The sequence below is a fragment of the Lacticaseibacillus manihotivorans DSM 13343 = JCM 12514 genome (assembly GCF_001435035.1).
Lineage (GTDB): Bacteria > Bacillota > Bacilli > Lactobacillales > Lactobacillaceae > Lacticaseibacillus > Lacticaseibacillus manihotivorans.
Genome location: NZ_AZEU01000133.1, coordinates 1 through 23,941, shown reverse-complemented (window position 1 = coordinate 23,941; position 23,941 = coordinate 1). Strand labels below are relative to the sequence as shown.

Here is a 23,941-nt window from a genome sequence, read left to right as displayed (position 1 = left end):
GATATGCACTTACGACTAAGCAGCGTCCCTATTTAGAGGCGCTGTTTTCATTACAAGAAAGGAAGTTACGTGATGCAAATGCAAAACACGATCTCATTTATGGGTACTGTCGTCTCACAAGCAAAAGTTAGTGATAGTAAGAGTCGTAAGTATGTGCAAATTTATATGCAAAATACGCGGCACTACAACGACGGGAATACGCATACTGATTCTGCCCCAGTGCAATTCTCAGGAGAACTGGCTGAACAGTTCCTTGAAGAAATCAATAGTGGTCATTTGAGTCAAGGGAGTGTTGTCCTGGTCAACGGTTGCTGGTCGTCCAATTCCTACCGAACAGATGACGGTAACGCGCACACCAGCTATCGCATCCAGGCGTTTGATTACTACATCTTAGCGGACAGCGCGGATGGGACTCCTGCGCCACAGCAAGCGCAACAACGTAGTGCAGAACAGCGGCAGGACCAACAGCCGCCATTGCCAGATCCGAGTTTCGGACAGTCTCCTTATGATGATCCTTATCGGTCACGGGGCTAGGAGGTAGCTATGGAGAATTTGATTATTTTGGAATCAGTGATTGGGCCACAGGTCACTGGTACGGACTGTGAGACCGGCGATCATGTGATTGCAGTGGTGACCCGAGAACGCGCGTCTGAATTACAAGCCATGCTTGATTCGGCTGACGAACGACAGCAACAAGCAGTCACAGATGACTTGGATGAAGACTATACGCCAGTGTTGACGCAGTCTGAATTTTTCCGGAAGGAGGTCTAGCTATGGCTCAAAAGAAATATCCCAAGAAGAGTCCAGAGGAGCTGCAAAAGGAAATCAAGGACTTGATGACTAACGCTATTCCACAAATTCGGATGGATTCGATGTCGCCTAAGGATCGTCTTGAATTTCTGAATTTCATGGCCACGCAACACAACTACTCCATCCGCAATACGGCTTTGATTCGCTCACAGTATGAGTCTGCTTTGTATGTGGCCCCTTATAAGACCTGGTCGGATAAAGGGCTGCACGTTAAGCGTGGTGAGCATGGACTCAAGATTTTAGTACCAGTGTCGTACAAACGCTATATGGATGATGAGGCGAAAGCCTTTGTGTCCTACTCTAAACTTAGCGCGGGGACTAAGGCGAAGGTAGCCTCCAAGGATCCAAATGTGCCTACCCAATCAGGGACGTACTTCAGTCTAGGCAGTGTCTTTGATATTACCCAAACCAACGCCCAAGCCGCAGACTACCCTAAGATTTTCCCTAATCGGCCTTTCGAGTTCCCTGACGAGCATCCAGAGGCCGTTGATCGACTGATTGCGGCGTTGCGTGATGAAGCTAGTCAGCTTGGCGCACCGGTAACGAACTCCACAACGACCCGCTTCCCAACGGTCACTGGCAAGCTTGGCGCAGCCAAAGGTGCCGCCATCAGCACACCAGAAGGTCTGCCTGTCGAGATTTTCATGAAGCAAGGGCTGGGAAAGGAAGAGTACGCCGCCACCCTGGTTCATGAGATTGCGCATGTCCGGCTGCATAACGCTGAAAGCAAGGACATTTCAAAGTTTTGGGATACTCACGATGTGCTAGGCGAAACCTATCGAGGCATCAAGGAGCTGCAAGCCGAGATGACTAGCTACGTTGTCTGCAAGTCCATGGGGATCAACACTTTTGAGCGCGCCAAACCGTATATTGCCGGCTGGACAGAACAATTCAAAGCCGTTGATGGCGCGCCTGAGCAACAACAAGCCGCTATCATGAACGACATTCAACGCGGCGCTAACGCCATCATTAATGACGTTTCGGCCTCCATGGAAAAATCTCAGGATCAGGTTCAGAAACAAAGCCAGGGACAAGAGCAAGTTCAGCCGACACAACGGGACAGTAAGCCTATTGCGGTGAAACAGGCTGTTCAAGCGGCGATGGGACGGTGATCCTGATGAAAGCCATCAAGACTGTTACGGCATTATCAGCGGGCACGTTGAATGATCGCGTCAGTGATGCCCTGTATGAGCTTGAATCAGCGGGTATGGATGTTTTGGGGCTGGTCTCAACGGGAGACTTGGTGCATACGGTCGTCATTACTTACGATGACAATCAGTCATGGGACGCGCGTGTAGCCGCGTATGATGGGCGACACAACAAAATCCACAAGGTGATTCAATTAGTATGTGGCTTTATTTTGCTGGTCGCGGCTATCTGGATCGCATCGAATCAGATTGGACGACTGCCAGTAGTCCATCCGTACCCAGTGATCGGGACAATCGCACTACTTGCCGCTGGTATGGTCTTTGTTGATTTGGTTAGCGTTATGCTCAAATTAAGTATTGTGAACCTTGCGCTGTACTTGATTGGTAGCTATGTTGGCGGTGGCCTTCTTCAGCGAGTCATGCCAGGGTTAAATGGCTGGTTGAGCATGATCATTGCCGTTGCCACAGTGACAACACTGCTGTTTGCCATTCAAGAGGGGCTTGTCGACATGCAGAACGCCTTGCGTCGCATCCATCTAAAGAAGACTCAACGGCGTTAGAAGCGATGAATGAGGTATATGTGCGCTAGAAATTCTGGTAGAATGTATTTTGGTGAGGAAAGGCCGGATGGTGGCTAGCTGCTTTCGAAAGAAAGGAGTGATGCCTATGAGCCTTTGTAGTCGTTGCTCTGAAAGGAGCAAGCATGAGCGTATACCAAGCGCTGTCACTGATGATCGCCTTTGGCGCATTGATCGTGGCAATCATGAAAGACAACAAAAAATAACCGTCCAGCTTCCCGGCGATGACGGTTATTGAAAAGTAACTTGATTTAGCTGGCCACCGGAGCAATCCGGCCTTGCTTACACCGGCGGCGCTGAATAAGTGTCGTCGGTGTTTTAGCTACAACCACATTATAACGCACTCACAATCAGTGCGGCAATATCTATTCATGGTTTTGATTTGAAACCGTGCTTGAGCAGTCAGACAGCGCCTTTGTCTGGCTGCTTTTTTCGTGAAATTAATGAAAAGAGGTGATGGGTGCGATGAATACGCCATTCAAACAATGGAAGAAAATTCTTGCCGATCCCAAGGTGATTGCGGCCACTGGTGTGCTCAGCTTCTCAGCCGTGTACGTATTCGCCAACCTAGTGACCCACGTCATCTATTACTTCGGGACGATGGCACATAACCTAATTCAGGCTGGGCCTAAGAAAGTTGGCAATATACAACTGATGCACTTTCCTTGGCAACAGGTGTTCAGCCTGAAAAGTCTGTTTGTTCCGCTGACGAAACCGATGTTATTGCTGATCCCGCTGGCGATTGCGTTGTTGTTTTGGCTATGGAAGGTGCCAATGAAGCTTTATCAGATGCGGATTGCTTACCGAGACATCAATACCGGATCAATGGGGACGGCGCGCTTTGCCGAACCGGAAGAACTGGCGACAGAAAGTGTGGCAATTCCCCTAGATAATAGTTTGTATGAAGGCTACCCAGGGACGCCACAGCTGCATATTCCTCTAGATCAAGCTGAGGCATTGTCCCTGACGATCCCCAAGACCTACACCATGAAGCCGATGCAGGCAGCGATTGGGTTTGATGCAATTACCGTACGCAAGCAGCGTGAAGGCGGTGACCTCGTTGAAAATAAGCGAGATCCCAAGCCGGAACATGGTTATGACCTAATTGATCGTAACAAGACTAATACCGCTGCTGTCGCTGGGACGCAATCAGGGAAGACCCAAGCGTTCACGTACCCGAAACTGGATTTGATCATGCGCGCCACGATCAAAGAGTCGGTGATCGTCACCGACTTGAAGGCGGATATGGTCAAGAACACTAAAGCCGAGTTTGAGCGTCATGGGTGGGACGTGAAGATCCTCAACTTGATCACACCAGAATTTTCGATGGGCTATAACCCTTTGGAGCTGGTCAAGGTTGCTTACTGGAAGCAAGACTACGATGAAGCGCAGCGGCTATGCAATACACTCAGTTACTCAATCTTCCACAATGATCAGAACCATTCGGATCCGATGTGGGAAGAAGCGTCAATTGCTTTGTGTAATGCTTTGATCCTTGCCGTGTGTCGGGTCTGTTATCAGGAAGATACGCCGCAGAGGGTCACGATGTACACCGTTTCCGTCATGCTTAACGAATTGGGAACGAATCCAGACTCGAATGGGACAACAGCGCTAGACGAATTCTTTGGCGGTCTGGCGATCAATGACCCAGCCAAGTTGCAATATGGCACGATCACCTTCTCGCAAGGGATCACGCGTTCTGGGATCTACACCGGCGCCATGGCGAAGCTGAAGAACTTCACCTTGAATTCGATTGCGCGACTGACGTCGCATAGTGACCTGGATATTGCGCAACTGGCGACCGGCGAGAAGCCGATCGCCTTGTTTATTTGCTATCCAGACTATGACGACTCCAACTACATGATTGTCTCCACGTTCCTGTCGCAGATTTCTTACGTGCTGTCGAAGTTGGCCACGATGTCTAAGGACTCGGCCTTGCCACGGCGGGTGTTGAACCTATATGAAGAAGTTTCCAATATTCCAGCCATTTACGGGCTATCACGATCAATGAACGTTGGCTTGCAGCGAGGCATTCTATATGACTTAGTCTTTCAGTCGATCCCGCAACTCCAAGACAAGTACGGCGAACGTGGCGCCGAAGCAATTCTTGATGCTTGTGGGAATAAGCTATGTATCCTCCCTGAAGGCAAGCACGATCCAGAGTATTTTGCCTCACTGCTAGGAAAGAAGACCATTATCGCGCCGTCGCGGCATGGTGATCCGCTGAGCTTGGATAAGTCCTACGGCGAAAGCGAACAGGCGCGAGACTTGATGACCGCTGAGGAACTGCGGCAGATGCGCAAGGGTGAGTGGATCTTGATCCGTGCCAAGCAACGCCAGAACCTTAATGGCGACAATGTCACGGCATGGCCTGTATTTGCGGACTCGACCAAGGGCTACGGCATGCCCTTTGCCTATGAGTACCTTGAAGATCGTTTCAACCACCCGCAGACGTTTGAAGAATTGAATGACAATCAGCGCTCAAGTCACGCTGATCTAGATTTGAGTGAATTGGTCATCAATCGTGAGGAGTTTGGTTTGGATCCAGAAGTGGAAGGCGCGAAGAACCCTAAGAAGCCAACCAAGAAGGAATCAGAACCCAAAGAATTTTATGTCCATACTTCGGAGAACGTGGAACTTAAAGTCACGCAACAGTCTGATGGTACCCGCAACATTGATGTCGTGAAGGCCGCGCCGCATAAGCGAACTATCGTAGACCCGTTTGCAGGCGCTGGGCCTGCGTCAAAAGGAAAGGAGCGTCGCGCTATGAATCCAAATGTTACTAGTGAAATTAAAGAGGATCTTCGATCAATTGAGGAAGCCTTCACGAAAGGGCAGCTTGAGATGTTGCACAATATTGTGGAGCATCACATGCCAATGGATCGGCAAATGATTTTCATGGGCTATGAGACTGTCGGTGAGATGAAGGTCTTTTTGATCAAGAACCGAGACCTGTTACCGGAAGCGTATCGACAACTGAAGCCTCTGTTTCAGATCAAGGAGGAAGAATCGTAGGTGAAAGCTATTGAGTGATTCACAAATTATTGCAGTCCTGAGAGCTTATGCGGATTACTTGCATGTCACTAACTTTGCTTCTGATGGGTTACGATGGATCGGATACATGATTATCTATGGCCTCACCACCGTCGTTAACGCACTTTCCGGCATCTTCGCGAGCATGTACAAGTTGCTGAACTTTTGGGACTATGCGCCGTTGCAAAATTTTCTCAAGACGTATGACCCGGTTATTTGGGCCTTAGCAACGATCGGACTGATCTGGGCGGGCTTGATGATGATGCATAACAAGCGCGTTGATTACCACGAGAAAGGTAACAATTTCTTGGTGGCGTTGTTGCTGTTCTTTGGGCTCACGTTTGTCATGACGCAAGGCACAAAGTTGATCACTGCCGGTGCGGAACAGGCCATGGTGAACACGCCATCGGCAGTCTCTATCTATCAAGGCAATATTACCGACGTCTACATGTTGGATAAGGCTGGTTGGAAGACGAGTGGTGGTAAGGCCAAGCTCCCCAAGACAACTAACCAAATCAAGACTATGGAAGACATCAAATTGCTTAGTATCAACGAGAAGGTCGATACTGGCGGCTGGTTTGGTGGCTCTAAGGCCAGCGACGATGGCACTAAGATTCTTTCCAAACAGTTGTCTATGAACGCCGCTGGCAAGTGGGAGTTACACAACATGCAAGGTGCTTTCAAGCTCGATGATAATTACTACCGGTATTCCTGGCATCCATGGATCCTAGCTGCGAATCTACTATTGTATTTGGTCACGGTTGCGATCGTAATTTTCAAATTGGTCAAAATCATTATGGAAATCAATTTCATTGGACTGCTGGCTCAGGGTGCTGCCCTCACTGACTTCGACTCAGGCAAACGAAATCGTCAAATCATTGCCAAGCTTCGCGATTCATTCGTGGTCGCGTTTCTGCTGTGTGTGATCCTACAATTTTATGCGCAGTTCTTGAGCTTTATCACGCAGGCGGGTGTTGGCGGCGTCGCGCGCGTTTTCGCGATGATCGGCGCCTTCCTGTTCGTGCTTGACGGCCCGAATATCATTCAAGCGGTCTTTGGTATCGACGCTGGGTTGTCTTCGATGGCACAAACCATGACCAACGTGATGTTGCTGGCGCGTGGTGCGGGCAATACGACCCGGTCTGCTTTGAATGCGACTAAGAAGCTCGGCGGTGCGGCCAAGGGACTCGCGGGCAAAGGACTAGTCGCCGGATCAGCGTTGGCTGGTTTTGGTGCTGGCTTGACCAAGAAACCAGAATTACCTGGTGACAAACTGGGCGGTGGCGCGCCGGTGCGCGCGGCGGGTAAGAAGCCAGAACTTGATCCGATGAAGGCTGAAGGACCAGATCAAAAACAAACCAATAATCGTCCGACTACAGCTACTCAGACCAACGACATTCTAACCGCCGCTGCTCAACCAAGTGCTAGTGATAAGGATAAGGATCAGGCGGTGCCAATTTTGGGTGCTGCCGATAATGGCGCTGCTGAAACTGGATTAGGAGCCAGTGGCGTTGCGCTTGGTACTGGGGCAACCACGAATACTGAAGAACCGGCCACTGTTGCGCCTGATTTACCAGCGCAAGCGGATATTGGGGCTGATAGTGCCAAATCACCGAACGAGTATGGTACGACAACCAATCCGACTAGTGATGACGGTACGGCACCACAGCTACAGCAAGGCGATGCCAAGGCCAGCGATGGCTTTGATGGAAGTCAGGATTACTCTACTCCGGATGTTGCGGCACCAGAGCTACCGCAGGCCGCGAAGAACCTAGTTGGTAGCAAGCTTCGACCAGCTCAGGTTGGCCAAATGACCCAGCCTGGCATGAACACTGGATCAGCGCCGGCCCTAGGCTCGTCAGCTGCACGACAAGCACTTGGTTATGGAACCAGTCCTGAACATGCTGTACCGGGTATGAGTAGCGGTGAAGCTATTCCCGTCGGCGTTGCGGAAGCTCCTCAAGGAAGTCAGGCCGCGGTTCTTGGTGCGGCAACGCAACCAAGCTTGGGTGGCACTCAAACACAAGGGGCTCAGCAACGACCACAAATGCTTGGTGGTAACGGGAGCACCGCCGCTAGTTACGGTATCCCACATGTTTCCACGCAATCAATGCCGCGCGCAACGGCTAGCGCGGTTCAAGCTGGACAAACGGCGATTTTGAATGACCAACATGCCGCCTTAGACGCACAACATCAATTTGATACGACGGCTAACCAAACACTTGGCACGGTGATCTCCAATCGACTGACCGATGTCAATATTGGGGCGCATCAGTCCTTGGCTAAGTCGCCGACTGTCACCGCAGTACGGCGGGCATATCGTGTTGGTCAGACCACCGGCCAAAGCTTGCGCCAAGGCAAAAATCTGAAATAGGGGGCGGTTAGATGTATCACAACATTCAATTTTCCAAAAAGATGATGATGAAGGCCCAGTATTCGAAAAACCTCACGATTGCAGACTTCATCGTGATCTTGGTAGCAGCGGGGATCTCTTGGCTGCTATTCACTCGCTTTGTCTCGCCTTTTCTACAAGCGCTGGCGCCGATTGAAACAGCGGCGATCACATATTTGATGTTGTCGCCGTCTAGCGTCTACGACAAAAAGAACTACCAAGTGCTGATGCAGATTGTCCGTAAGTCGCGGCGAACATACCACGCGATTCAACGGCCAATCTATCAATTCCATGAGGAGAAAGAAGGTGTTCGCCATGGCCGGATTTAATGCGCTGGATCGACGCAAGGAACGTGACCAGCGGACTAAGACTGAGGAACGCAAGCAGCGCGGCAAGATTACTGCGATCTTGCCAATCGCTGGTATTAGCAAGCAAGGCTATATCATTCTTAAGAGTGGACTATCCACTTACTATGCGGACGTCATGAAGCCTGAGAAGCATGACTTAGATCGACTGACTCTACAGGAGGCTGATGCGATTGAGAACGGCTCATGGCGGTTTATGCGGCAGTATACGCATTCGGTAAAAGAAATCTTCTTGAACTTTCCAGAAAACAACGATGTACAACAACGGTACTTCCGGCATCTGATCAAGACGACTACTGATCCGTTTCGAGTTGAGCAACTGGAAAAGGAGCTTTACAACCTCCAATATCTTGAGCAGCACTATCGCAAGCTATCCAGTTGGATCATGTTGTTTGGCACGACGCCTAAGCAGCTTGAGGCCAATATTGAAGACGCTAAGGCGAAGGGCGCGGTCTATGGCTTTCAGCCGACAACGATTGCTGAAAAGCAACTGATGTATCGACTGATGAATAATCCGGGGGTGGATACCAGTGAAGAAGAACAATAGCAAGGTGATCGACGATGGGTTCGTCTATCAGATTCAACCAGCAGGCGGGCTAGATACCAAGAACGAATACTTCGTGCGCCTCGGTAGCGTCTTTATGGCTTGTGTGCATGTCTATGAGATCCCCGATACGTTCAGCGATTTTTGGCTCAAAAAGCTAACGGCAGTGCATGGCGCAACAGCGGTAGTGGACTATTACACTAATCTGAAGATTAACTATGCCAAGCAAATTTCAAGCTCGATTTCTGAACTTGAGATCCAACGACACCGCGCCTACTCGACGACAGAAAGCGACCTGATTGATCAAGAATTGTTACCGTTGCGGAAGTTATCCGTGGAGCTCAATAAACAAGGGGAAGTGATCAAGCAAGTCAGCATGCGTATCTACCTTTACGCGGATTCTGTGGATCACCTGAATCGTAAAGTCAACGATGTGATCTCGGATTTAGCGACTGATGGCTACGGGGCGACCGTCTTTTTAGATGAGAACGCGGACGAATACAAGTCGATGTTCTTGCCTATTGTCGAGCAGTCGCGCTTGCCTAGTGGACGCACAGGCTTGCCGCTGAGCGGGCAGGTCATGGGACTGGGCTACGCGCATAACCAAACCTCCCTGAGTGATCCGTATGGCTCGTATTTCGGTTATACGCCAACTGGCGGGACAGTCTATTGGGACATGTTTCGTGTTACCAATACGCGGACGTACTACAACACTTTTCTCTCGGGAGACTTGGGTAGTGGCAAGTCCACTAGCCTCAAAAAAATCCTATGGGAGCGGGCCATTCGCGGTGATTTAGTGCGAGTGTTTGATCGAACGGGTGAGTTTGCGACACTGGTGCGGAAGTTCAAAAGCACGGTGATCAACCTCGATGGGTCTGACGGCATCATCAATATGTTTCAAGTCTACCCAACGCAGTATGACGAGAAGACCTCTGATCCTGACGTTATTGCATCGTATCGTGCCCACATTGGGGGCTTGGCAATTAAGTATCGGTTGTTGGATCGAGATGCCGATGAACGCACGGCCAATGCCTTTTCACAGTTGTGTGATCGTTACTACAAACAACATCACTATCTTGATCCAGACCGGCCACCGGTGACGGCTTTGGCCGCCACAGAGTACCCGACACTTTCAGACGTTGTGGCATTCATTCAAGATGCATCCGCTAAGGATCTTTTTCCTGAGATGACACGCTATTATGAGTCGATTTTGTTGTCACTGGGTCAACTGAAGTCAACCTTCTGGGATCTCTTTGATGGGTACTCAAGCTTTCCAGACCTGAGCGACCTTCAGGTGGTTTCGTATCAGCTGAGTACGATCGACGCGATGCAAGACTCCATCCAAGACTTGCAGATTTACAATGCGATCATCGACTCGTATAACAACTGTATGCGCCTTGGCCACGCCCAAAAGAAAGTCTATGATGCGCGGGAAAAAGACCTGATCGATGTGCAACATTGGTTGATGATCATCGACGAATGTCACACCATCTTGAATACTGACAAGTCCTTCGTCGCAGACTTCTTCGTGAAGTTAATGTCTGAGGATCGCAAGATGTTTGGATCGATCGTCTTAGCCACGCAACGATTGGAACGAATGTTTCCTAGCGGTGCCAATGTCTCTGACAAGGGTATGGTTAAGGCGGTCAATGCGCTAAACCAGCTGTATTCGCTTTGCCAATACAAGGTGCTAATGAAGCACGATGTTTCGACAATCAAGACCAAAGAAGATCCAGGGATCCTCCGGTCACTGTTCGGCAATATGATGACGGAACAGGACTTCGCAAGCCTCCCTGACTTTGGCAAGGGTGAGGCGTACCTGTTGGTTGGCACTGATAAGCTACACATGAATTTCCAAGTTACAGACGAAGAATTGAGGACGTTTGAAGGTGGTGCTTGATGGATTCACATCATGAAAAGCAGACCCTGAAGAACGCCCTTTTAGTTCGCCGATTCATCGCGTGGACTGGTCTGCCAGCAATCATGACCGCAGTGGGGCTACTGCTGGTGACGGTCTTTACAGTTGGCATTTTGTCGATGTTCCTTAGTCAATCGAGCACCGAAAACAGTGACGTTGCCACCAACGGTGAATATGATCCACAACTGATAAAAATTGCCGCAACCGCGATGAATGCGGATCCCAGCGATGATTTTATCAAGAACTTAGAAGCCGTTATCCAAAATGAATCAGGCGGCAATGCGGCTGTTATTCAGCAGGTTCAAGACATGAATTCCGGCGGTAACGAAGCCGCAGGTGTCCTCCAGTACACAGCGGGAACTTTCGCAAACTACGCGCTAGATGGACACACTAATCGGCTCAATGCCTTGGATCAACTGCTTGCCTTTTTCAACAATTCAGATTGGAAGTCGTCGATTGGCTGGACAACGATTTTGGGCGTCAAAAAGATAGAGTGGCTCCATTCTGGGCCACAAGGATCGCGTCGCTTTAAGACGGTGCCAGGCAAAATTGACTTGACCGGCATCGACCAATCGGAGCTGACGGGTCAATATAAACTCAGCACTGCCGGCAACACATATCCCAAAGGTCAATGCACTTGGTTTGCCAAAGCGCGTAGTGGCTGGGCCGGAAACGGCTGGGGTAATGGTTGTCAGTGGGGTACGTCGGCTGCGTCCGCGGGCTTCACCGTGAACCGTACGCCAGCAGCTGGCACGATCGTAGTTTTTGCGGCGGGGCAGATGGTAGGGACGTGGCGAGCTGATCCACAGTACGGTCACGTTGCCTATGTTGAAGCGTACAACCCTAGCGCTGGCACCATCAAAATTTCCCAAGGTGGCACTGGCTTTCCGTCGTCAACTGGGCCGAACTATCAGACCCTTAGCAACGTGTCGTCATACGTGTATATCCATCAAAAATGAGGTGATCAAGTGAATTTTAGAATCGATAATTTAGGCCGGGTCGCGTTAGTCAGCTATGCAGTTATCGTGACCGTCTTGGCGGTTGTAATTGGCGGCTGTTGGTATCGGGTCGCACAACAAACACCACGAGTCGTGACGAAAACGCGCGTGGTGAAGCAGAAAGAGCGGGTCGCACCGAGTGGCAATTCAACGGCAGAATCGGCGGCCAAGGCGGCTCAAAAGGCTGTCGAAGCCGAGCTCTCCTCCTACAAGTCAAGTGAACAGAAGCTCAAGAATACGGCCATTCAGTACGCCAAAATTCTCCAGAACTACTCGCCAAGCGTGACCGCCAAGCGGGCTGCATTGAAGAAGGTGGCGACCCCAGAACAAGTCAATCAACTGGCACCGACTACTGCGACTTCAGGGACTCAGACGAAGGCGACAGCCTATGAGATCGAGTGGAATACCATTACTGCGATGATCCAACCCGGAGCCGGAAAGGATGCGTTGGTGAGTGTCCACATGACATATTCATACTCGTATGATAGCAGTCACGCTCAATACTCAAGCGTACTACTAGCGCGTTTTGATCAAGGACTGGTAAGTCATAGTCAGATGTTCACCGCAGTCACTGATCAGGCCGGTAACGATCAGTAAAGGAAGGAGGCTTACTGGTGGATGTTGAAGAAAAACATGTCCAGATTTTGGACCGCAATAAAGCAGAGCGACGCTTCAAGAAACTGTTTGGTTGGATTCTGGCAGCAATCGGTGTGACGCTGGCCTTGTTCGTTGTCTTCCCCAAAAACATCAATGAGTCGGGGCTTGTCATGGGTAAGTCGTTCGTGATGGGACAGAACACTTTCGTCTACGCCAACGCAAAGCGTTACAGCAATCAAACGTATCGCCTAGGGCTTTATGTCAGCGACAATCAACTTGATCCGCTGGCTACGGTTCGCTCAAAAGTTCGCACCAAAGGTCACGAAAATGGCGAGATCCTATCATCGAGTTTGACTCAAGTGAGTCCCGATTATTATATCGTGACAGTCAGACGAGTACCCAGAAAGCAAGCGCTCCTTTATGTTGTGATCGGAGATAAGAAGACAACAGGAAGCGGCTTGGAGGCAGCCAATAGCCAAGCCTTGTTAGTTCAAAAGGCAAAGGACGCTGGCTCTTACAAGCGGCCAACAACGCATCAGCTTCAGCAGGAATATCTCGCCTACATGGTGCAATATTACTCGCAAAGGATTCGGACGCTTGAGCACAAGGTGACCAAGAGTAAGGCCAACATTATCACGCTCGAGAAGACCTTAGCGAAGCAAAAGCAGTCGTTGGCTCTTCAAACTGGATCTCAGAAGTCTGACACCAAGACTAAGATCGCGCAAACGAAATCTTCTATTAAACAGCATCAAACTACGGTGACGAAAACTCGCAAAGCAATCACTAGTGCCCGGCAGGCACGATCCAATTATGCCGAAAAACTGGATTGAGCCCCTGAAATCATTGGTGCCCAGAATACCGCTTTTAGGGCACAAATCGAGAAATTGGGTGCACAAATCATTGAATATTGGGCACAAAAGGAATTTTTCCTTGTGCCCTAAAGCTTGAATCTTAGGCACTTGGGTCACGAATGTGACCCCTTTGGAAAACCCACCGCACTGCGGTGTAACCCATATTTGGGTTCAGTTTTCCCTTATGCCCATCTACTAAAAGTCCAAAATTCGGCCCCTGTCGATATTTTGGACTTGAAGGGTGAGCGTTGTGATCCGGTCTGTTGGATCATAGCGCTCACCCTTCACTTAGTTTTGGACTTGGTTTTCGGTCTCGAAGTTAGCAACTTCAAGGCCGATTTTTTGAATTGACGCGCTTGTAGAAATCGAACAAAGGAGGTTGATTTAGTTGGTAGTCGATATTCACATCAAGGGAGTGGCAGATGCGGACGCTGCCATCATCAAGCAGTTGGCGGATGTAAAAGGAATGACGCGAAACAAGTATCTAGCGCGACTGATTCATCAGCACGCGCGTGACTATTATGTGGAAGGCGAGCTGAACGATTTGAGTGAGCTTGCGCGGCAGTCGAGTGTTGTGATCCAGCGCAACACAGATGTGATCAACGCAATGTTAGATTCATTGGGAATTGAGAGGGAGTGATGATGTTGCATGAACGCCGAGTCTTATATTTAGATTCACCTGAGTCTGGTGAATATGGCTGGAAGTATATCGATCAGTACATGGTGAGCCATCAGTGCAAGAACCGAGGTGAGGCCGTTGAAGGATTACTTCGCGAGCATCAAGAGATGCAAAACAAGCTGTTGGGAAACCAAGCTTTAGCCCAGCAGGTCGCAGCGGAAATCAAGCAGTTGATCGATCCAATCCGCTTGCGGACGGGGTCAACTGAACGTACCGTCGCGATGTTTCGCGAGTTGTTGAATGGCTTTCTCGTCTTGCACGGCATGGAGGAACAGTTCCCGGTGACTGATGTGCAAAGCAATGCAATCGTGCGCGCCGACGAGAAGATTGCCGACCAAATTAAGGCACAACAAGTCTACCGTAACAGTGACAAGTACAAGCGCATGAAGGGCGGTGAATGATCGTGAGTAGTAGTCCAGGGATTGTTTCAGTCATGCGCTTTGAACGACCCGGCGATGAGCACTTCTCCGGGTATATCAACTACATCAATCGCTCCGATGCGATGCGTGCTAAACACTTCAAGGATTGGAATGCCGTCAACTATGATGGCTACAACCACTACATGGAAAATCCCGAGAAGAGTACCGGAATCTTCACCGCTGGCAAAGACCAACTTGATCTTGATGTACGGAAGCAGTTGCGACAATCGTTTGAAAAGGCCGAACGTGCCGGATCGGTCATGTGGCAGACGGTTGTGAGCTTCGACAACACATTCTTAGCCGAGCATGGTATCTATGATCTGCAAACCCAAGAAGTGGATCAACAGAAACTTCGGACGGCGATTCGCACCGGCATGGGCAGACTACTTGCCAATGAGGGACTCACGGCGTCGGCGCTTTGGTCGGCATCAATCCATCTCAACACGGATAACATTCACGTGCATATCGCAACGGTCGAGCCTGATCCGCAGCGAGAGTTAATGGAATTTGAACGCGATGGCAAGGTAATTCAGGAACGCAAGGGCTACCTGAAGGCAGGAACACTCAGCAAGTTTAAGTCCGCTGTCGCTAATGAACTATTGAATCGCGATCCATCGCTCGCACAGATTTCTAGCTTGATTCGAGACCGCTTGCCAGCTCATCAGCAGCCTTGGCGTGATCTCCCGGATTGGCAGTTGATGAACTACTACAAGCAGATTTATAGCAAGTTACCTGATGATCGGCGGCAGTGGCGCTACAACATGAACGGCATGAAAAATTTGCGCCCGTTACTTGATGGCTTCGCCAGTCAGTACATGCAGCTCTATCACAAGGCCGAGTTAGAAGCGTTCGACTCGCAATTGATGACTGAGGTAAATTTTCGTGAATTTCTCTATGGTAAAGGTCAGCCAGGTAAGGAAGAGAACCGAGCGCAAGACTACTATGACCACAAGTATGGTGAGCTGTTTGCCCGCATGGGGAATTCCGTGCTCAAGGAGATGCTGGCGCAGGATCGGTGGAATCAATACAAGCAAGACGACTCCAAGACAGGTGCTACTGATCTACCAGAACGTTCACCCGCTGATGGCGCGCCGAATCATGGCATCTTGGCTTCGCTCAAGGCAATCAAGAATCTTTTTCGCGGCGACGTGCAGCAACACTTGTTGAATAAGCAAGCGCATGATCGTAGCGCCACTGAGGAAGAAAGCAAGCGTACTAATCAAAATCAAGACTTATATCGTTAAGCGCGGCCTCTAGGGTCGCGCTTTTTTGGAGGTGATCTATGTGTCATGGATGGAAGATTTTAAGCGCGCCAAGTCAGCGTCAATCGTAGATGTTGTGCAGCGTAACGGCATCAACCTTGAACAAGAAAGTACCAGCAATTGGCGGGGAGTTGAACATGACTCCTTTGTAGTTAATGCGAGGGATAACACATTCTACTGGAACTCGCGGCAGCAGCATGGTGATCCAATCGACTTCATGATGAATGTCGTTGGTGTTGAGTCAATGCAAGATGCAGTGAAGCTACTGAATGATCCTAGCTTGTCCCGCGCCGAAATCGGACAACGCAAAACGGAACCTTTCAAATACAATACTCGCAATAGTAAAGACTTCACTCGCGCCAACGCCTACCTGACAATCGCGCGCGGATTGAACCCACAGTTAATTGCGACGTTGCATCAGAAAGGGTTCTTGCAACAAAACCAAAATGGCGACGTGGTGTTCGTCTGGGCCAAGAGCGGTCGAAGAGTTGGTGCCGCTACGCAAGGAACAACGATTGACTATGACGAAAACGGGCGTCGTGGGACAACCAAGCGAATTATGAAGAATTCGGAGCAAGACTTTGGTTTCAATTTTTCGATTGGCAAACCGGATCAACTGTTAGTTTTTGAAGCGCCGATTGACGCGTTGTCGTACCTATCGACTCACCCTGAGACCAACAATTCCATGTTTCTATCAATGGATGGCCTGAAGCCGGCGACGGTTACTAAGGGAATTCAATACATGTATGAACTTACTGGTAATGTACCAAACAGCATTGGCTTTGGCGTTGATAATGATCCCGCTGGGCATACGTTCTTTGATCGGATGATGAAGGATCATCAATACGTAATTCAGGAGACGGGTGAAGTCTTGCCGTACTTCAATTTGATGCCACATGATCGCCAGATTCCTCAAGACCGAGAGGCAGTATTACGCAACGTTGCCACTACTGTAGACGTTGATTGGCGTGATTTGGCAGCCATTGAAAAAGCCGAAACTAACTTCAACAGCAAACGTGAGCTTGGTAACGGCTTTGGATTCCAAGGTGGCTTCATTGATGGCGCAGATAATATTGATCAACCCTATACAGGCACTCAGTACGCCGATCGGGCGACTGAGATTGCAACGCAGATGAAGCTAGTGACGAAGGATCAGACACCGGATTTTGAACTTCTGATTCGTCGCTTACAGCCTGGCATGACCGCAGACGTTCGAGAGCAACTTGCGGGAAAAATTAGTAGCTATGCTCAGCAATTTAAGCAGGGATATGAGCCCGTAACGCACCCAATCAAGGACTGGAACGATGATTTGAAATCCATGCGTATCGAGTCACTGTCGGTGGTGTTAAGCCGTCACGCCTATGCAAAGGATGATCAGCAGATAGTAGTTGATCGTAAGTCAAACAGTGATGGGACAATGCGCTATCAGGCCGTCAACCGGTTCGACCAAACAATCGGATTCTTTGAGGCTGATTCTCCTCAAGAAATGGCTTATCTCATCAAGACCTATGGATACAACGCGGTTGATAAGCAAGACGAACGTGCCATGGGAGCCGAGGCTGAGCCGACTTCACTCAGGAGCAAGGCGCAGCCGCGCCGGCAAAGTTCTCCACCACAACGGGCGTTGGCGAGATGAACGCAGTGGCCTAGGCGGCGGGGTAGACACGAGCAGCGACGTGTGCGGGTGGTTTTTCCCGTGCCGTCGCAATAACGTTGTCTTTACCGAAACCTTGTGACGACGAACAACGTTGCCGTGCCGCGTGGGCGGGCCAGGCGCCCCACGGCACCCGGCCGGAACGGCCGGCCACGCTGAGCCGCCCCGCGCACAATCAATGCTGGAAAAAGCAAAGGAGACGATCGGGGCTGATGCTCCAATCGTCTCCTATTTGCGTTGGTCTAATTGTTGATGATGTGATCCATTTCACGGCGGTTTTCACTAACACAGATAATCGCTAGGATTGCACGGCGTTTAGCGGTAACTGTCTTGAACGATAAGGCGTGGTGTAGATCGGTGGTCACTAGGTGGTAGCCTGAATGCGTGAGTGTTGACCAAGACACGGGGTGTAGAACGTAGTAGCGTTGCTCGTGTTCGTCTTCTTGATACATGAGTGCCATTGGCTCGAAGACCAGCGCACTGACTGCTGGGTTATCCCAATGAAGCGGATAGCAGAAAACAGGTCTATGTGATTGAAGTTCCCTATTGTCGAAGATGTTTTGCTCAATCAACGCCAGCGGGTAGTCATCATCGAAGCGTTCATAACATGCCATATTGATGCCCTCCTTGTTTAGTTGATGAATTGTCGTACTGTCAGTATGTTGGCCTTTAATTGCATTTCTAGTCCTGCAAAAGTATGGGTGTCGTGGTCATAGTAGTGGGATAAATACCAGAGCCCGGCTTGTACTTCATCGCTTCGTTTAAGGGCTAACCAAGTTGGTGCGATATATAAGCCAAAGTCGCTCATAATCTGGTCGGTCATGGCTAGGAACCGTTCGCGTTGACCAAAGACCCGAATTTCCCATGAGTACTGATGTACAGTTAATATCGTTTGGTTCATGTTACCGCCTCCTAAGCTAATAACCCGACACGGTCTTTGGGTGCTGTAAGCCGTTCTTCTAGACTACCAAGTAATATCTGATCGTCGGCGGTTTTGAGCGGGCCACAGCTCTTATTGATTAGTTGCACCGCTTCTAGCGCCCGTGCACGGTTGTAATGCGGTAGCATGTTGGCTAAGTCAATCATGACAGATCGCGTCGGGCTGTACCGGTAGTTTTCAAGTTCCAGCCAGCATTCAGGCTCGGTGTGATGAAAAGCTAAGTTGGCGGCGTAATTCATGTGCGCCAGTTGGGTAATGGTTTGTTCCAAGACGTTAACGTTAGTCGTGCCAAGTAACCGGAATTGGTGGCATTGTACGTATACGCCTAATGCGTCAAACACTTCACGCGTCACTGGAAAGATTGCTTCGATTTCATTCATGATATTGTCTCCTTTGAGTTATCCACAGTGTGTGGAACGTTAAGTTGAAAAAAGTGCCGATTACTTGTAAGCTGAACCATGTAAGATGATGAAGCTGGTTAATGCGAGAACCGCGAGGAACGCTCCAAGCGTGACGCTGACACCAATGAATAGCTCTCCCGGGCTCATTTTTTCGTCTTCTTCAAGTTCACATAAGGCATACAAGTTGTTGAGTAGTCTTTGACTGCAACGATTTACTGCCGTTGGAATCAGCGTTGCCGTTGCCGCGACAACACTGATTTTTTTCATATTGATTTTCAAGTGAATTTCCTCCGTGGCAATACAGATATTGCATCTTGTCGAAACACTGGCTATCTCATAAGCAACACCTCCTTAAAGTGAACGATGATCGGACGAAATTCATTAGTCGCTATGCGGGTGTAGCGGTAGTGCGCCTAGCGATAAGCTCTAAAAGAAGGCAATACTCGCCGCCGTAATTCTTGTATAACCGGGTTGAATAAACCGCTTGCCAGTCGTTGGCGGCGTATGCACTTAGAATGGCTTGAAACTCTAGCTTGGTAAGGTGGCAAACTCGTCTATGTTCCTTGAGTTCTTTCTTGATGGCGGTGTAGTCCTTCGTGGTTACTTCGTTCATGGTGCAGTCCTCCTGTTTATGGCGGCTGGCCCTTCTAAGGAAGGTTTTTGTCGAGCCGTCTTGATGACACATTCGCACCGGCAGCAGGTGAGGTGACAAGGGTAAGCGCAGCGCAAGTCAAAAAGTTTTGTGGAACTGGGCTTGTGGAACAAAAGTTTTTGCGGCCCTTGTCTCCGAACCTAGGGGCACTTGCCGACTTGTCGGTTAGTGCCCCTGGTGCTGGTCTAATGTACGAATCAAGGCTACGAGAACCTTCCTTGGAAGGGGTCTCGGCGCTTGCGCCCGCGGCGGTGCCGCGTGGGTTATGCTGTCGCCTAGCTTGAATGTTGAATATCCGGATACAAGGATCTAGGGCCACTCAATTCGTTGCCCAGCCATTGTCTAAGAAGCGTGCACAACATAACCGCGATGAGCGAGTCGGCTTGGCGAACCATCGCTTCTCAAAACGGCTTGTAGATCGGGCTTTGATCTGGAAGCCGTTGTCCAGCCGGACCCGGCAGCGAAAGAGCAGGGGAAACAGAACCGAATGAATATGCACGAATCTTGCAATAATTAGGTCTGGAAATCGTAATAAAACGTCGAGGAGAAGCAACTCTGACGGGTGGTTGTCCGCTTGACTTGTCTAAGTTGCCTCAGAACTTGCGATAAGAGATAGCGAAGCCGGCATGGATCAGCGTGGGCTTCGCTGATTCATGCCGGCGGTCCGGTGCAGTTGGCTGTTGCTTCGAGTCAGCGTGTGCGGCTGATTTTGCCGTACCGCGATATACTGTAGCCGCGATCGTTTACTTGCTACGACGCACAACGAGGCCTGCAAACCGTGCGGGTGTGGCGCCGGTTCGCGCGGCCGGTACGGCCGCCTACCACTGCCAACTGCACTGGACCGTCGGCTACTTTTTGCAACAAAAAAGTGCTAAGCCCCTTGACGATGTAAGGGCTCAGCACTCGTTGTGTCTACATTATGTCGTGCTTTTGTATTGCAACCAGGCAGGACTAGCGTGTTGGTGCTAATGTGGCAAGAATCTGGGGGTCAATCATCGAGGCCCTTTGCCCCATAATAGCATCAGCCATTCGACTGACCTTGCCATTAACTTCTGCGCCGGCCTTGTCAGGCGCGGTGCCAAGCTCTATATATAGCATTGCTTCCACAAACCATTTGCGATTGCCTTTGTTTAGTGGTGCTAACATTTTATAGTAATTGTTGGTCATTTCAAGGCTGACGGAATCAGCGTAGACTTCTTCAATCGACTTTGACAGAAGCTTCTTGTAATGCTTTTTGGGGACATTGGTTTCTTCATAGCAGTAAGTCATGTCGCTCATGGTTTGGGCCAATTTATCGCATGATTGTTTGATGATTTCATCGTAAGTTGTTTTCATAGCGTCCTCCTAGTAGTTTGCGTGAATAAATTCTTGAACAAGACCGTCGCCGAATTGGACAAGCGCTTTTGCGAGAGGTGTTGGCATTAAGGTGTGATACCAGCCGTCGTCGTTGACGTAGACTGAATGTGCAAAAAAAGATTCCAGTGTAGCCACTAGCTGTTCAAAGGTTGTTCCGGCCGCTGAATAGACTGAGTTTGCACTGTAATCAATGAGGTAGGCCGCGTCTTCATTAACCACTGTGTCGAGATTTGAGATGTCGTATTCTTCGTCGAGGACACTTCGTCCGGTTTCCAGACAAAAGCTACCACCAGCTAATGCCTCTGAAACGAAATTTACACTCCAATACTGACCGTTTTCGTTTGTGGTGACATCAATTATTGGTAAATCGTTGACTTGTTTCACAAGTTCCTGTATTGATATTTTCAAAATTAATTCCTCCTTCAATTTCGACGCTCTCGAGAGCTGATCTGCGACTTTCGACGTCGTAGCCGTAACACCGGCCGACCGGCACACACAAGGGAGTGCCGTAGGGATTTGTTTGCGTTTTTTGCAAAAAAAATACCGCCCCTTGTGTGGGACGGTCGGCCGGTGTAGCCGCAAAGCGGCGTTGGGCGGAGCGCGAAAGACGTAGATCAGTTCTATGATTTGAAACTAGCTTGCTAGTTTCTACCGCTTTGGCTTTTGGCGGAACGCCCCGGAGCTTGGATCCGGAAGGTCTTGAACTAATCATATGCAAGTCCAATCAGGAAAATAATGTTACTGCGTGTGCGTGACGAGCACGAAAGGGCCCTTGGGCCGTGCCGTCACTTTGAGGAGCAGCCTACATTGCCGGTTTTGCAGTGCAGGCTGCGGTCTTACTGAACGTGATCACAGACCTTAAATGATTGGATCGTTGATCGGAGGATTCTTTGTTGGCAGCAATGTGATCACGAAGACAGCGATCCCTGCAATTTCGGATAAGACGCAGGCGATTCCGGTAATCCCACTAAACATGAGAATATCTGCGATGATTCCGAGGACCTGAAGCCCGACGAAAAATCCGCCGTGGATCCCAGCGTCGCGGAACCTTCGCACACTTTGTGCCAACATCGGTAGTATGGTTCCAATGCCAAATACCGCCCAGATCAAAACAAAGCAAATGAGATTCGCGACGTGATGTTCGCCCACGAAAGTTGACGTAGTTTACCCAAAATGAGATGAATGCGGTGAATCCGGTAGCGTCGTAGTATGTTGTGTGTCTTTCGAATTACGGAAATTTGAATACGTTTATATATTGTCTGTTTTGTGCGACCCTAAAACGTGATAAGCTGAGGCCTTATCAAAGGGAAATGTCAATTTGCGTTAGCCAGTCAGATGCTTTGACAAATAGTGATTTGTCAATCATTGAAATGGTGCTTAGCAAATTACTTAACATGTATTTGCTTTTTTTGTTTTCGGGATGAAGCTTTACGTGATAGGCCAGCCTTAGTAAGGATATGTGAAATTCCAAGTAGAGTTGCTCACAGTTTACGGAAAGATTGCTGAGTATATCGATAAACTGTTTCACGTCGGCCAGCTTTCCCTGATTCATTCGATCACCGGCCAGATTAAAAATAACAATTACAAGATTAGTTGTATATTCGGGCAGATGCCAGTCATCGTATACTTTGAGCATATGCGATACAATCTGATCATTTACTTTAGTAGGCAAAGCGTGACAGACATTTCCAAACACAATATATTCAAGCTTGTACCAAGGCCCGTTGTGAAGCAAGTATGGAATAATAAAGTTGAGCTTCTCTGATGAGAATGTAAATGACACGTGTCGAACATCTGAAATAACAACTTCGAGAATTAAATTAATCAGAGTCTTAGGAGCGCTGGTGAGCGGAGAAAATGGAAATTCGGCCCTCATTTGTAGCAAACTCTCAAGATTTAAGCAATCATAAGCATGCTCAATCCGATGAATCAAGGTTTCAAAATATCCTGCCTGTAAATCAACGATTTCTAGAAATTCTTGAGGATCGGTCATCGTCTCACGGAGAATACTCATTAACGTGAAAATGCGAATGTCGCTGTCTTTATGCTCAAAATGAGACACGGTTGAAACGTGTAAATTGCCACTAACCTGCTTTATCTCAAGAAGTCTTCGTTGACGAAGATTTCTGAAGGTGCTTCCAATACAATTGCCTGAATTTTCCAATTCAATATCCCTCCCAAAAAAGAAAAGCATTGCATGCAATCAAAGTGAAAGATTTCACATTTCCTTTTAAATTATAGCACCTCCTGCTAACTTAGATTTCGGGAGGTGAGTGATATGTTGGAAATGGCGATTGGAATGTTCTATCACCTGGCTGGAATCATCATTGTATGTGGCTAGTCTCTTTAGTGTGCCCAAGTTGGAATTAGGTTGTTCATATGAACGATGATGCACTGAGTGTAAGGTGGTGTAGATATGCTGTCATTTCATGGGATAGTCAAGGCTAATATCCGACAATGTATGTTAATCGGGGCATTAGTTTTGGTTACGGTTATGATGTCTATTCCCATCCCGTTGCTTCTTCAGGTTCTACTTGATCATGTGATCCCAAACAAAAATTATCGTTTGTTACTGATTATTTCAATTATTTTTGCTACTTTGGTTTCACTTCAGCTGATTTTTAATTATATTCTCAGCGTTATTTCATCCAAGTGGACTCAGAATATCTCATATAAATTGCGAGGCAGAATATTTAACCGAACAATTTTAAGATTTGAGACTGATGATGAAAATAGATCTGTTGGGAAAATGGCTCAAACCGCAATTGTAAGCGATTGTGATGCTATCGCAGGTCAGTTTCAAAATTTGTTCATTTCTGGGGTCTCATCATTAGTACTAACTATCATATATTTAGTTATTTTAGGATGGTTGAGTCCATACACATTTCTCGCTCTATTGATTGTATTACCGATATTTATACTAGCAAATCTGAGAATGGGGGACATATCCAAACACAGCTATGCTGAAGTTCAAAGTTATAAAGATCGAATACTTTCGTTAATTTCCGAGACTATACAAGCGGGCATAATGATAAATGCTTATAAGGTTCAGGACAAGTATCAAGCAAAATTTGAAAATGATTCCTCTCATCTTAAACAAACGGCAATTAAGCTTAACGTGATTATGACATTCGTCAATAGCCTTTCAGCACTGATAACAACTATGGTTCCATTTGCTATTCTCATTTTTGGCGGGTATCTCGTCATTTCTGGGCGATCCACATTAGGGAGCATAGTTGCAACGTATTCATATACGGCAGCTGTTTTCGGCCCAATAGCAACGCTACTTGTCGCGCGGCACGCTATTCCGGCGGCCAATATTCAAAATAATCCGGCGGAATTTG

26 protein-coding genes are annotated in these 23,941 nt (G+C 48.7%); 18 read left to right on the top strand and 8 right to left on the bottom strand.

The annotated features are described in order from the left end of the window. Positions 1 to 72 precede the first annotated feature (72 nt). The 17 genes from FD01_RS07400 to FD01_RS07325 all read left to right on the top strand — a co-directional run bounded on the left by FD01_RS07400 (position 73) and on the right by FD01_RS07325 (position 17,230). Positions 73 to 534, top strand: a complete 462-nt coding sequence (locus tag FD01_RS07400; RefSeq protein WP_054715235.1) for a single-stranded DNA-binding protein — start codon at positions 73 to 75, stop codon at positions 532 to 534. 9 nt (positions 535 to 543) lie between these two features. Further along, positions 544 to 771, top strand: coding sequence for a hypothetical protein (locus FD01_RS07395; protein WP_054715241.1), 228 nt, complete (start codon positions 544 to 546; stop codon positions 769 to 771). 2 nt (positions 772 to 773) lie between these two features. Further along, complete coding sequence (locus tag FD01_RS07390; protein ID WP_056963507.1) at positions 774 to 1,922, top strand: ArdC family protein; 1,149 nt, start codon at positions 774 to 776, stop codon at positions 1,920 to 1,922. A gap of 5 nt (positions 1,923 to 1,927) precedes the next feature. Further along, positions 1,928 to 2,518, top strand: a complete 591-nt coding sequence (locus tag FD01_RS07385; RefSeq protein WP_054715271.1) for a hypothetical protein — start codon at positions 1,928 to 1,930, stop codon at positions 2,516 to 2,518. A 143-nt stretch (positions 2,519 to 2,661) separates the two neighbouring features. Further along, positions 2,662 to 2,742 (top strand): putative holin-like toxin, encoded by an 81-nt coding sequence (locus tag FD01_RS16895; protein ID WP_225436268.1) that lies wholly within the window; start codon positions 2,662 to 2,664, stop codon positions 2,740 to 2,742. Between the two features lie 259 nt (positions 2,743 to 3,001). After that, on the top strand, positions 3,002 to 5,551 hold the full coding sequence (locus FD01_RS07380) for a VirD4-like conjugal transfer protein, CD1115 family (protein WP_054715272.1): 2,550 nt from the start codon (positions 3,002 to 3,004) through the stop codon (positions 5,549 to 5,551). Between the two features lie 10 nt (positions 5,552 to 5,561). After that, a complete protein-coding gene (locus tag FD01_RS07375) occupies positions 5,562 to 7,943 on the top strand; it encodes a pLS20_p028 family conjugation system transmembrane protein (RefSeq protein WP_225436181.1) in 2,382 nt (793 codons plus the stop codon). 11 nt (positions 7,944 to 7,954) lie between these two features. Next, complete coding sequence (locus FD01_RS07370; RefSeq protein WP_054715242.1) at positions 7,955 to 8,290, top strand: hypothetical protein; 336 nt, start codon at positions 7,955 to 7,957, stop codon at positions 8,288 to 8,290. Then, on the top strand, positions 8,277 to 8,873 hold the full coding sequence (locus FD01_RS07365; RefSeq protein WP_056963505.1) for a hypothetical protein: 597 nt from the start codon (positions 8,277 to 8,279) through the stop codon (positions 8,871 to 8,873). The genes FD01_RS07370 and FD01_RS07365 overlap by 14 nt, the downstream gene beginning before the upstream one ends. Next, the gene (locus FD01_RS07360; RefSeq protein ID WP_056963503.1) at positions 8,857 to 10,770 is read left to right on the top strand and encodes an ATP-binding protein; all 1,914 of its coding nucleotides are present in this window, start codon (positions 8,857 to 8,859) and stop codon (positions 10,768 to 10,770) included. The genes FD01_RS07365 and FD01_RS07360 overlap by 17 nt, the downstream gene beginning before the upstream one ends. Next, positions 10,770 to 11,747, top strand: a complete 978-nt coding sequence (locus FD01_RS07355) for a CHAP domain-containing protein (RefSeq protein WP_054715243.1) — start codon at positions 10,770 to 10,772, stop codon at positions 11,745 to 11,747. Before FD01_RS07360 ends, FD01_RS07355 begins: the two co-directional genes overlap by 1 nt. Before the next feature lie 9 nt (positions 11,748 to 11,756). Then, positions 11,757 to 12,383 (top strand): hypothetical protein, encoded by a 627-nt coding sequence (locus FD01_RS07350; RefSeq protein WP_225436180.1) that lies wholly within the window; start codon positions 11,757 to 11,759, stop codon positions 12,381 to 12,383. A 17-nt stretch (positions 12,384 to 12,400) separates the two neighbouring features. Further along, positions 12,401 to 13,213 carry a hypothetical protein gene (locus FD01_RS07345; RefSeq protein ID WP_054715244.1) on the top strand — a complete coding sequence of 271 codons (813 nt, stop codon included), beginning with the start codon at positions 12,401 to 12,403 and terminating at the stop codon, positions 13,211 to 13,213. A 409-nt stretch (positions 13,214 to 13,622) separates the two neighbouring features. After that, complete coding sequence (locus FD01_RS07340; protein WP_056963501.1) at positions 13,623 to 13,874, top strand: hypothetical protein; 252 nt, start codon at positions 13,623 to 13,625, stop codon at positions 13,872 to 13,874. Then, positions 13,874 to 14,314: a hypothetical protein gene (locus tag FD01_RS07335; RefSeq protein ID WP_054715259.1), complete on the top strand. Its 441-nt coding sequence runs from the start codon at positions 13,874 to 13,876 to the stop codon at positions 14,312 to 14,314. The genes FD01_RS07340 and FD01_RS07335 overlap by 1 nt, the downstream gene beginning before the upstream one ends. Beyond that, entirely contained in the window at positions 14,311 to 15,576 is a 1,266-nt protein-coding gene (gene mobP2 / locus FD01_RS07330) for a MobP2 family relaxase (protein WP_054715260.1), read from the top strand. The genes FD01_RS07335 and mobP2 overlap by 4 nt, the downstream gene beginning before the upstream one ends. A gap of 49 nt (positions 15,577 to 15,625) precedes the next feature. Next, positions 15,626 to 17,230, top strand: a complete 1,605-nt coding sequence (locus FD01_RS07325) for a DUF3991 domain-containing protein (protein ID WP_225436267.1) — start codon at positions 15,626 to 15,628, stop codon at positions 17,228 to 17,230. Between the two features lie 260 nt (positions 17,231 to 17,490). On the opposite strand, the gene FD01_RS07320 is transcribed toward FD01_RS07325, so the two are convergent. The 8 genes from FD01_RS07320 to FD01_RS07280 all read right to left on the bottom strand — a co-directional run bounded on the left by FD01_RS07320 (position 17,491) and on the right by FD01_RS07280 (position 22,761). Further along, positions 17,491 to 17,862, bottom strand: coding sequence for a hypothetical protein (locus FD01_RS07320; protein WP_054719184.1), 372 nt, complete (start codon positions 17,860 to 17,862; stop codon positions 17,491 to 17,493). Between the two features lie 17 nt (positions 17,863 to 17,879). After that, positions 17,880 to 18,149 carry a hypothetical protein gene (locus FD01_RS07315; protein ID WP_054719187.1) on the bottom strand — a complete coding sequence of 90 codons (270 nt, stop codon included), beginning with the start codon at positions 18,147 to 18,149 and terminating at the stop codon, positions 17,880 to 17,882. Between the two features lie 11 nt (positions 18,150 to 18,160). Then, complete coding sequence (locus tag FD01_RS07310; protein ID WP_054719190.1) at positions 18,161 to 18,568, bottom strand: hypothetical protein; 408 nt, start codon at positions 18,566 to 18,568, stop codon at positions 18,161 to 18,163. Positions 18,569 to 18,628: 60 nt separating this feature from the next. After that, positions 18,629 to 18,868, bottom strand: coding sequence for a hypothetical protein (locus tag FD01_RS07305; protein ID WP_056963499.1), 240 nt, complete (start codon positions 18,866 to 18,868; stop codon positions 18,629 to 18,631). Positions 18,869 to 18,977: 109 nt separating this feature from the next. Then, the gene (locus FD01_RS07300) at positions 18,978 to 19,202 is read right to left on the bottom strand and encodes a hypothetical protein (RefSeq protein WP_056963497.1); all 225 of its coding nucleotides are present in this window, start codon (positions 19,200 to 19,202) and stop codon (positions 18,978 to 18,980) included. 990 nt (positions 19,203 to 20,192) lie between these two features. Beyond that, entirely contained in the window at positions 20,193 to 20,576 is a 384-nt protein-coding gene (locus FD01_RS07295) for a hypothetical protein (RefSeq protein WP_056963495.1), read from the bottom strand. A 9-nt stretch (positions 20,577 to 20,585) separates the two neighbouring features. Continuing rightward, positions 20,586 to 21,005, bottom strand: a complete 420-nt coding sequence (locus FD01_RS07290) for a hypothetical protein (protein ID WP_054719198.1) — start codon at positions 21,003 to 21,005, stop codon at positions 20,586 to 20,588. An 892-nt stretch (positions 21,006 to 21,897) separates the two neighbouring features. Further along, entirely contained in the window at positions 21,898 to 22,761 is an 864-nt protein-coding gene (locus FD01_RS07280) for an Rgg family transcriptional regulator (protein WP_056963491.1), read from the bottom strand. 252 nt (positions 22,762 to 23,013) lie between these two features. On the opposite strand from FD01_RS07280, the gene FD01_RS07275 reads away from it, so the two are divergent. Further along, on the top strand, positions 23,014 to 23,941 hold a 928-nt coding region (locus FD01_RS07275; RefSeq protein ID WP_162257348.1), incomplete at its 3' end, for an ABC transporter transmembrane domain-containing protein.

Bases quoted from the DNA above. Each gene is read 5' to 3' on its own strand.
- FD01_RS07355 (WP_054715243.1), top strand. From the start codon at position 10,770: ATGGATTCACATCATGAAAAGCAGACCCTGAAGAACGCCCTTTTAGTT.
- FD01_RS07310 (WP_054719190.1), bottom strand. From the start codon at position 18,568: ATGAATGAAATCGAAGCAATCTTTCCAGTGACGCGTGAAGTGTTTGAC.
- FD01_RS07320 (WP_054719184.1), bottom strand. From the start codon at position 17,862: ATGGCATGTTATGAACGCTTCGATGATGACTACCCGCTGGCGTTGATT.
- FD01_RS07390 (WP_056963507.1), top strand. From the start codon at position 774: ATGGCTCAAAAGAAATATCCCAAGAAGAGTCCAGAGGAGCTGCAAAAG.
- mobP2 (WP_054715260.1), top strand. From the start codon at position 14,311: ATGATCGTGAGTAGTAGTCCAGGGATTGTTTCAGTCATGCGCTTTGAA.
- FD01_RS07380 (WP_054715272.1), top strand. From the start codon at position 3,002: ATGAATACGCCATTCAAACAATGGAAGAAAATTCTTGCCGATCCCAAG.
- FD01_RS07300 (WP_056963497.1), bottom strand. From the start codon at position 19,202: ATGAACGAAGTAACCACGAAGGACTACACCGCCATCAAGAAAGAACTC.
- FD01_RS07325 (WP_225436267.1), top strand. From the start codon at position 15,626: ATGGAAGATTTTAAGCGCGCCAAGTCAGCGTCAATCGTAGATGTTGTG.
- FD01_RS16895 (WP_225436268.1), top strand. From the start codon at position 2,662: ATGAGCGTATACCAAGCGCTGTCACTGATGATCGCCTTTGGCGCATTG.
- FD01_RS07365 (WP_056963505.1), top strand. From the start codon at position 8,277: ATGGCCGGATTTAATGCGCTGGATCGACGCAAGGAACGTGACCAGCGG.
- FD01_RS07295 (WP_056963495.1), bottom strand. From the start codon at position 20,576: ATGAAAACAACTTACGATGAAATCATCAAACAATCATGCGATAAATTG.
- FD01_RS07315 (WP_054719187.1), bottom strand. From the start codon at position 18,149: ATGAACCAAACGATATTAACTGTACATCAGTACTCATGGGAAATTCGG.
- FD01_RS07335 (WP_054715259.1), top strand. From the start codon at position 13,874: ATGATGTTGCATGAACGCCGAGTCTTATATTTAGATTCACCTGAGTCT.
- FD01_RS07385 (WP_054715271.1), top strand. From the start codon at position 1,928: ATGAAAGCCATCAAGACTGTTACGGCATTATCAGCGGGCACGTTGAAT.
- FD01_RS07400 (WP_054715235.1), top strand. From the start codon at position 73: ATGCAAATGCAAAACACGATCTCATTTATGGGTACTGTCGTCTCACAA.
- FD01_RS07395 (WP_054715241.1), top strand. From the start codon at position 544: ATGGAGAATTTGATTATTTTGGAATCAGTGATTGGGCCACAGGTCACT.
- FD01_RS07370 (WP_054715242.1), top strand. From the start codon at position 7,955: ATGTATCACAACATTCAATTTTCCAAAAAGATGATGATGAAGGCCCAG.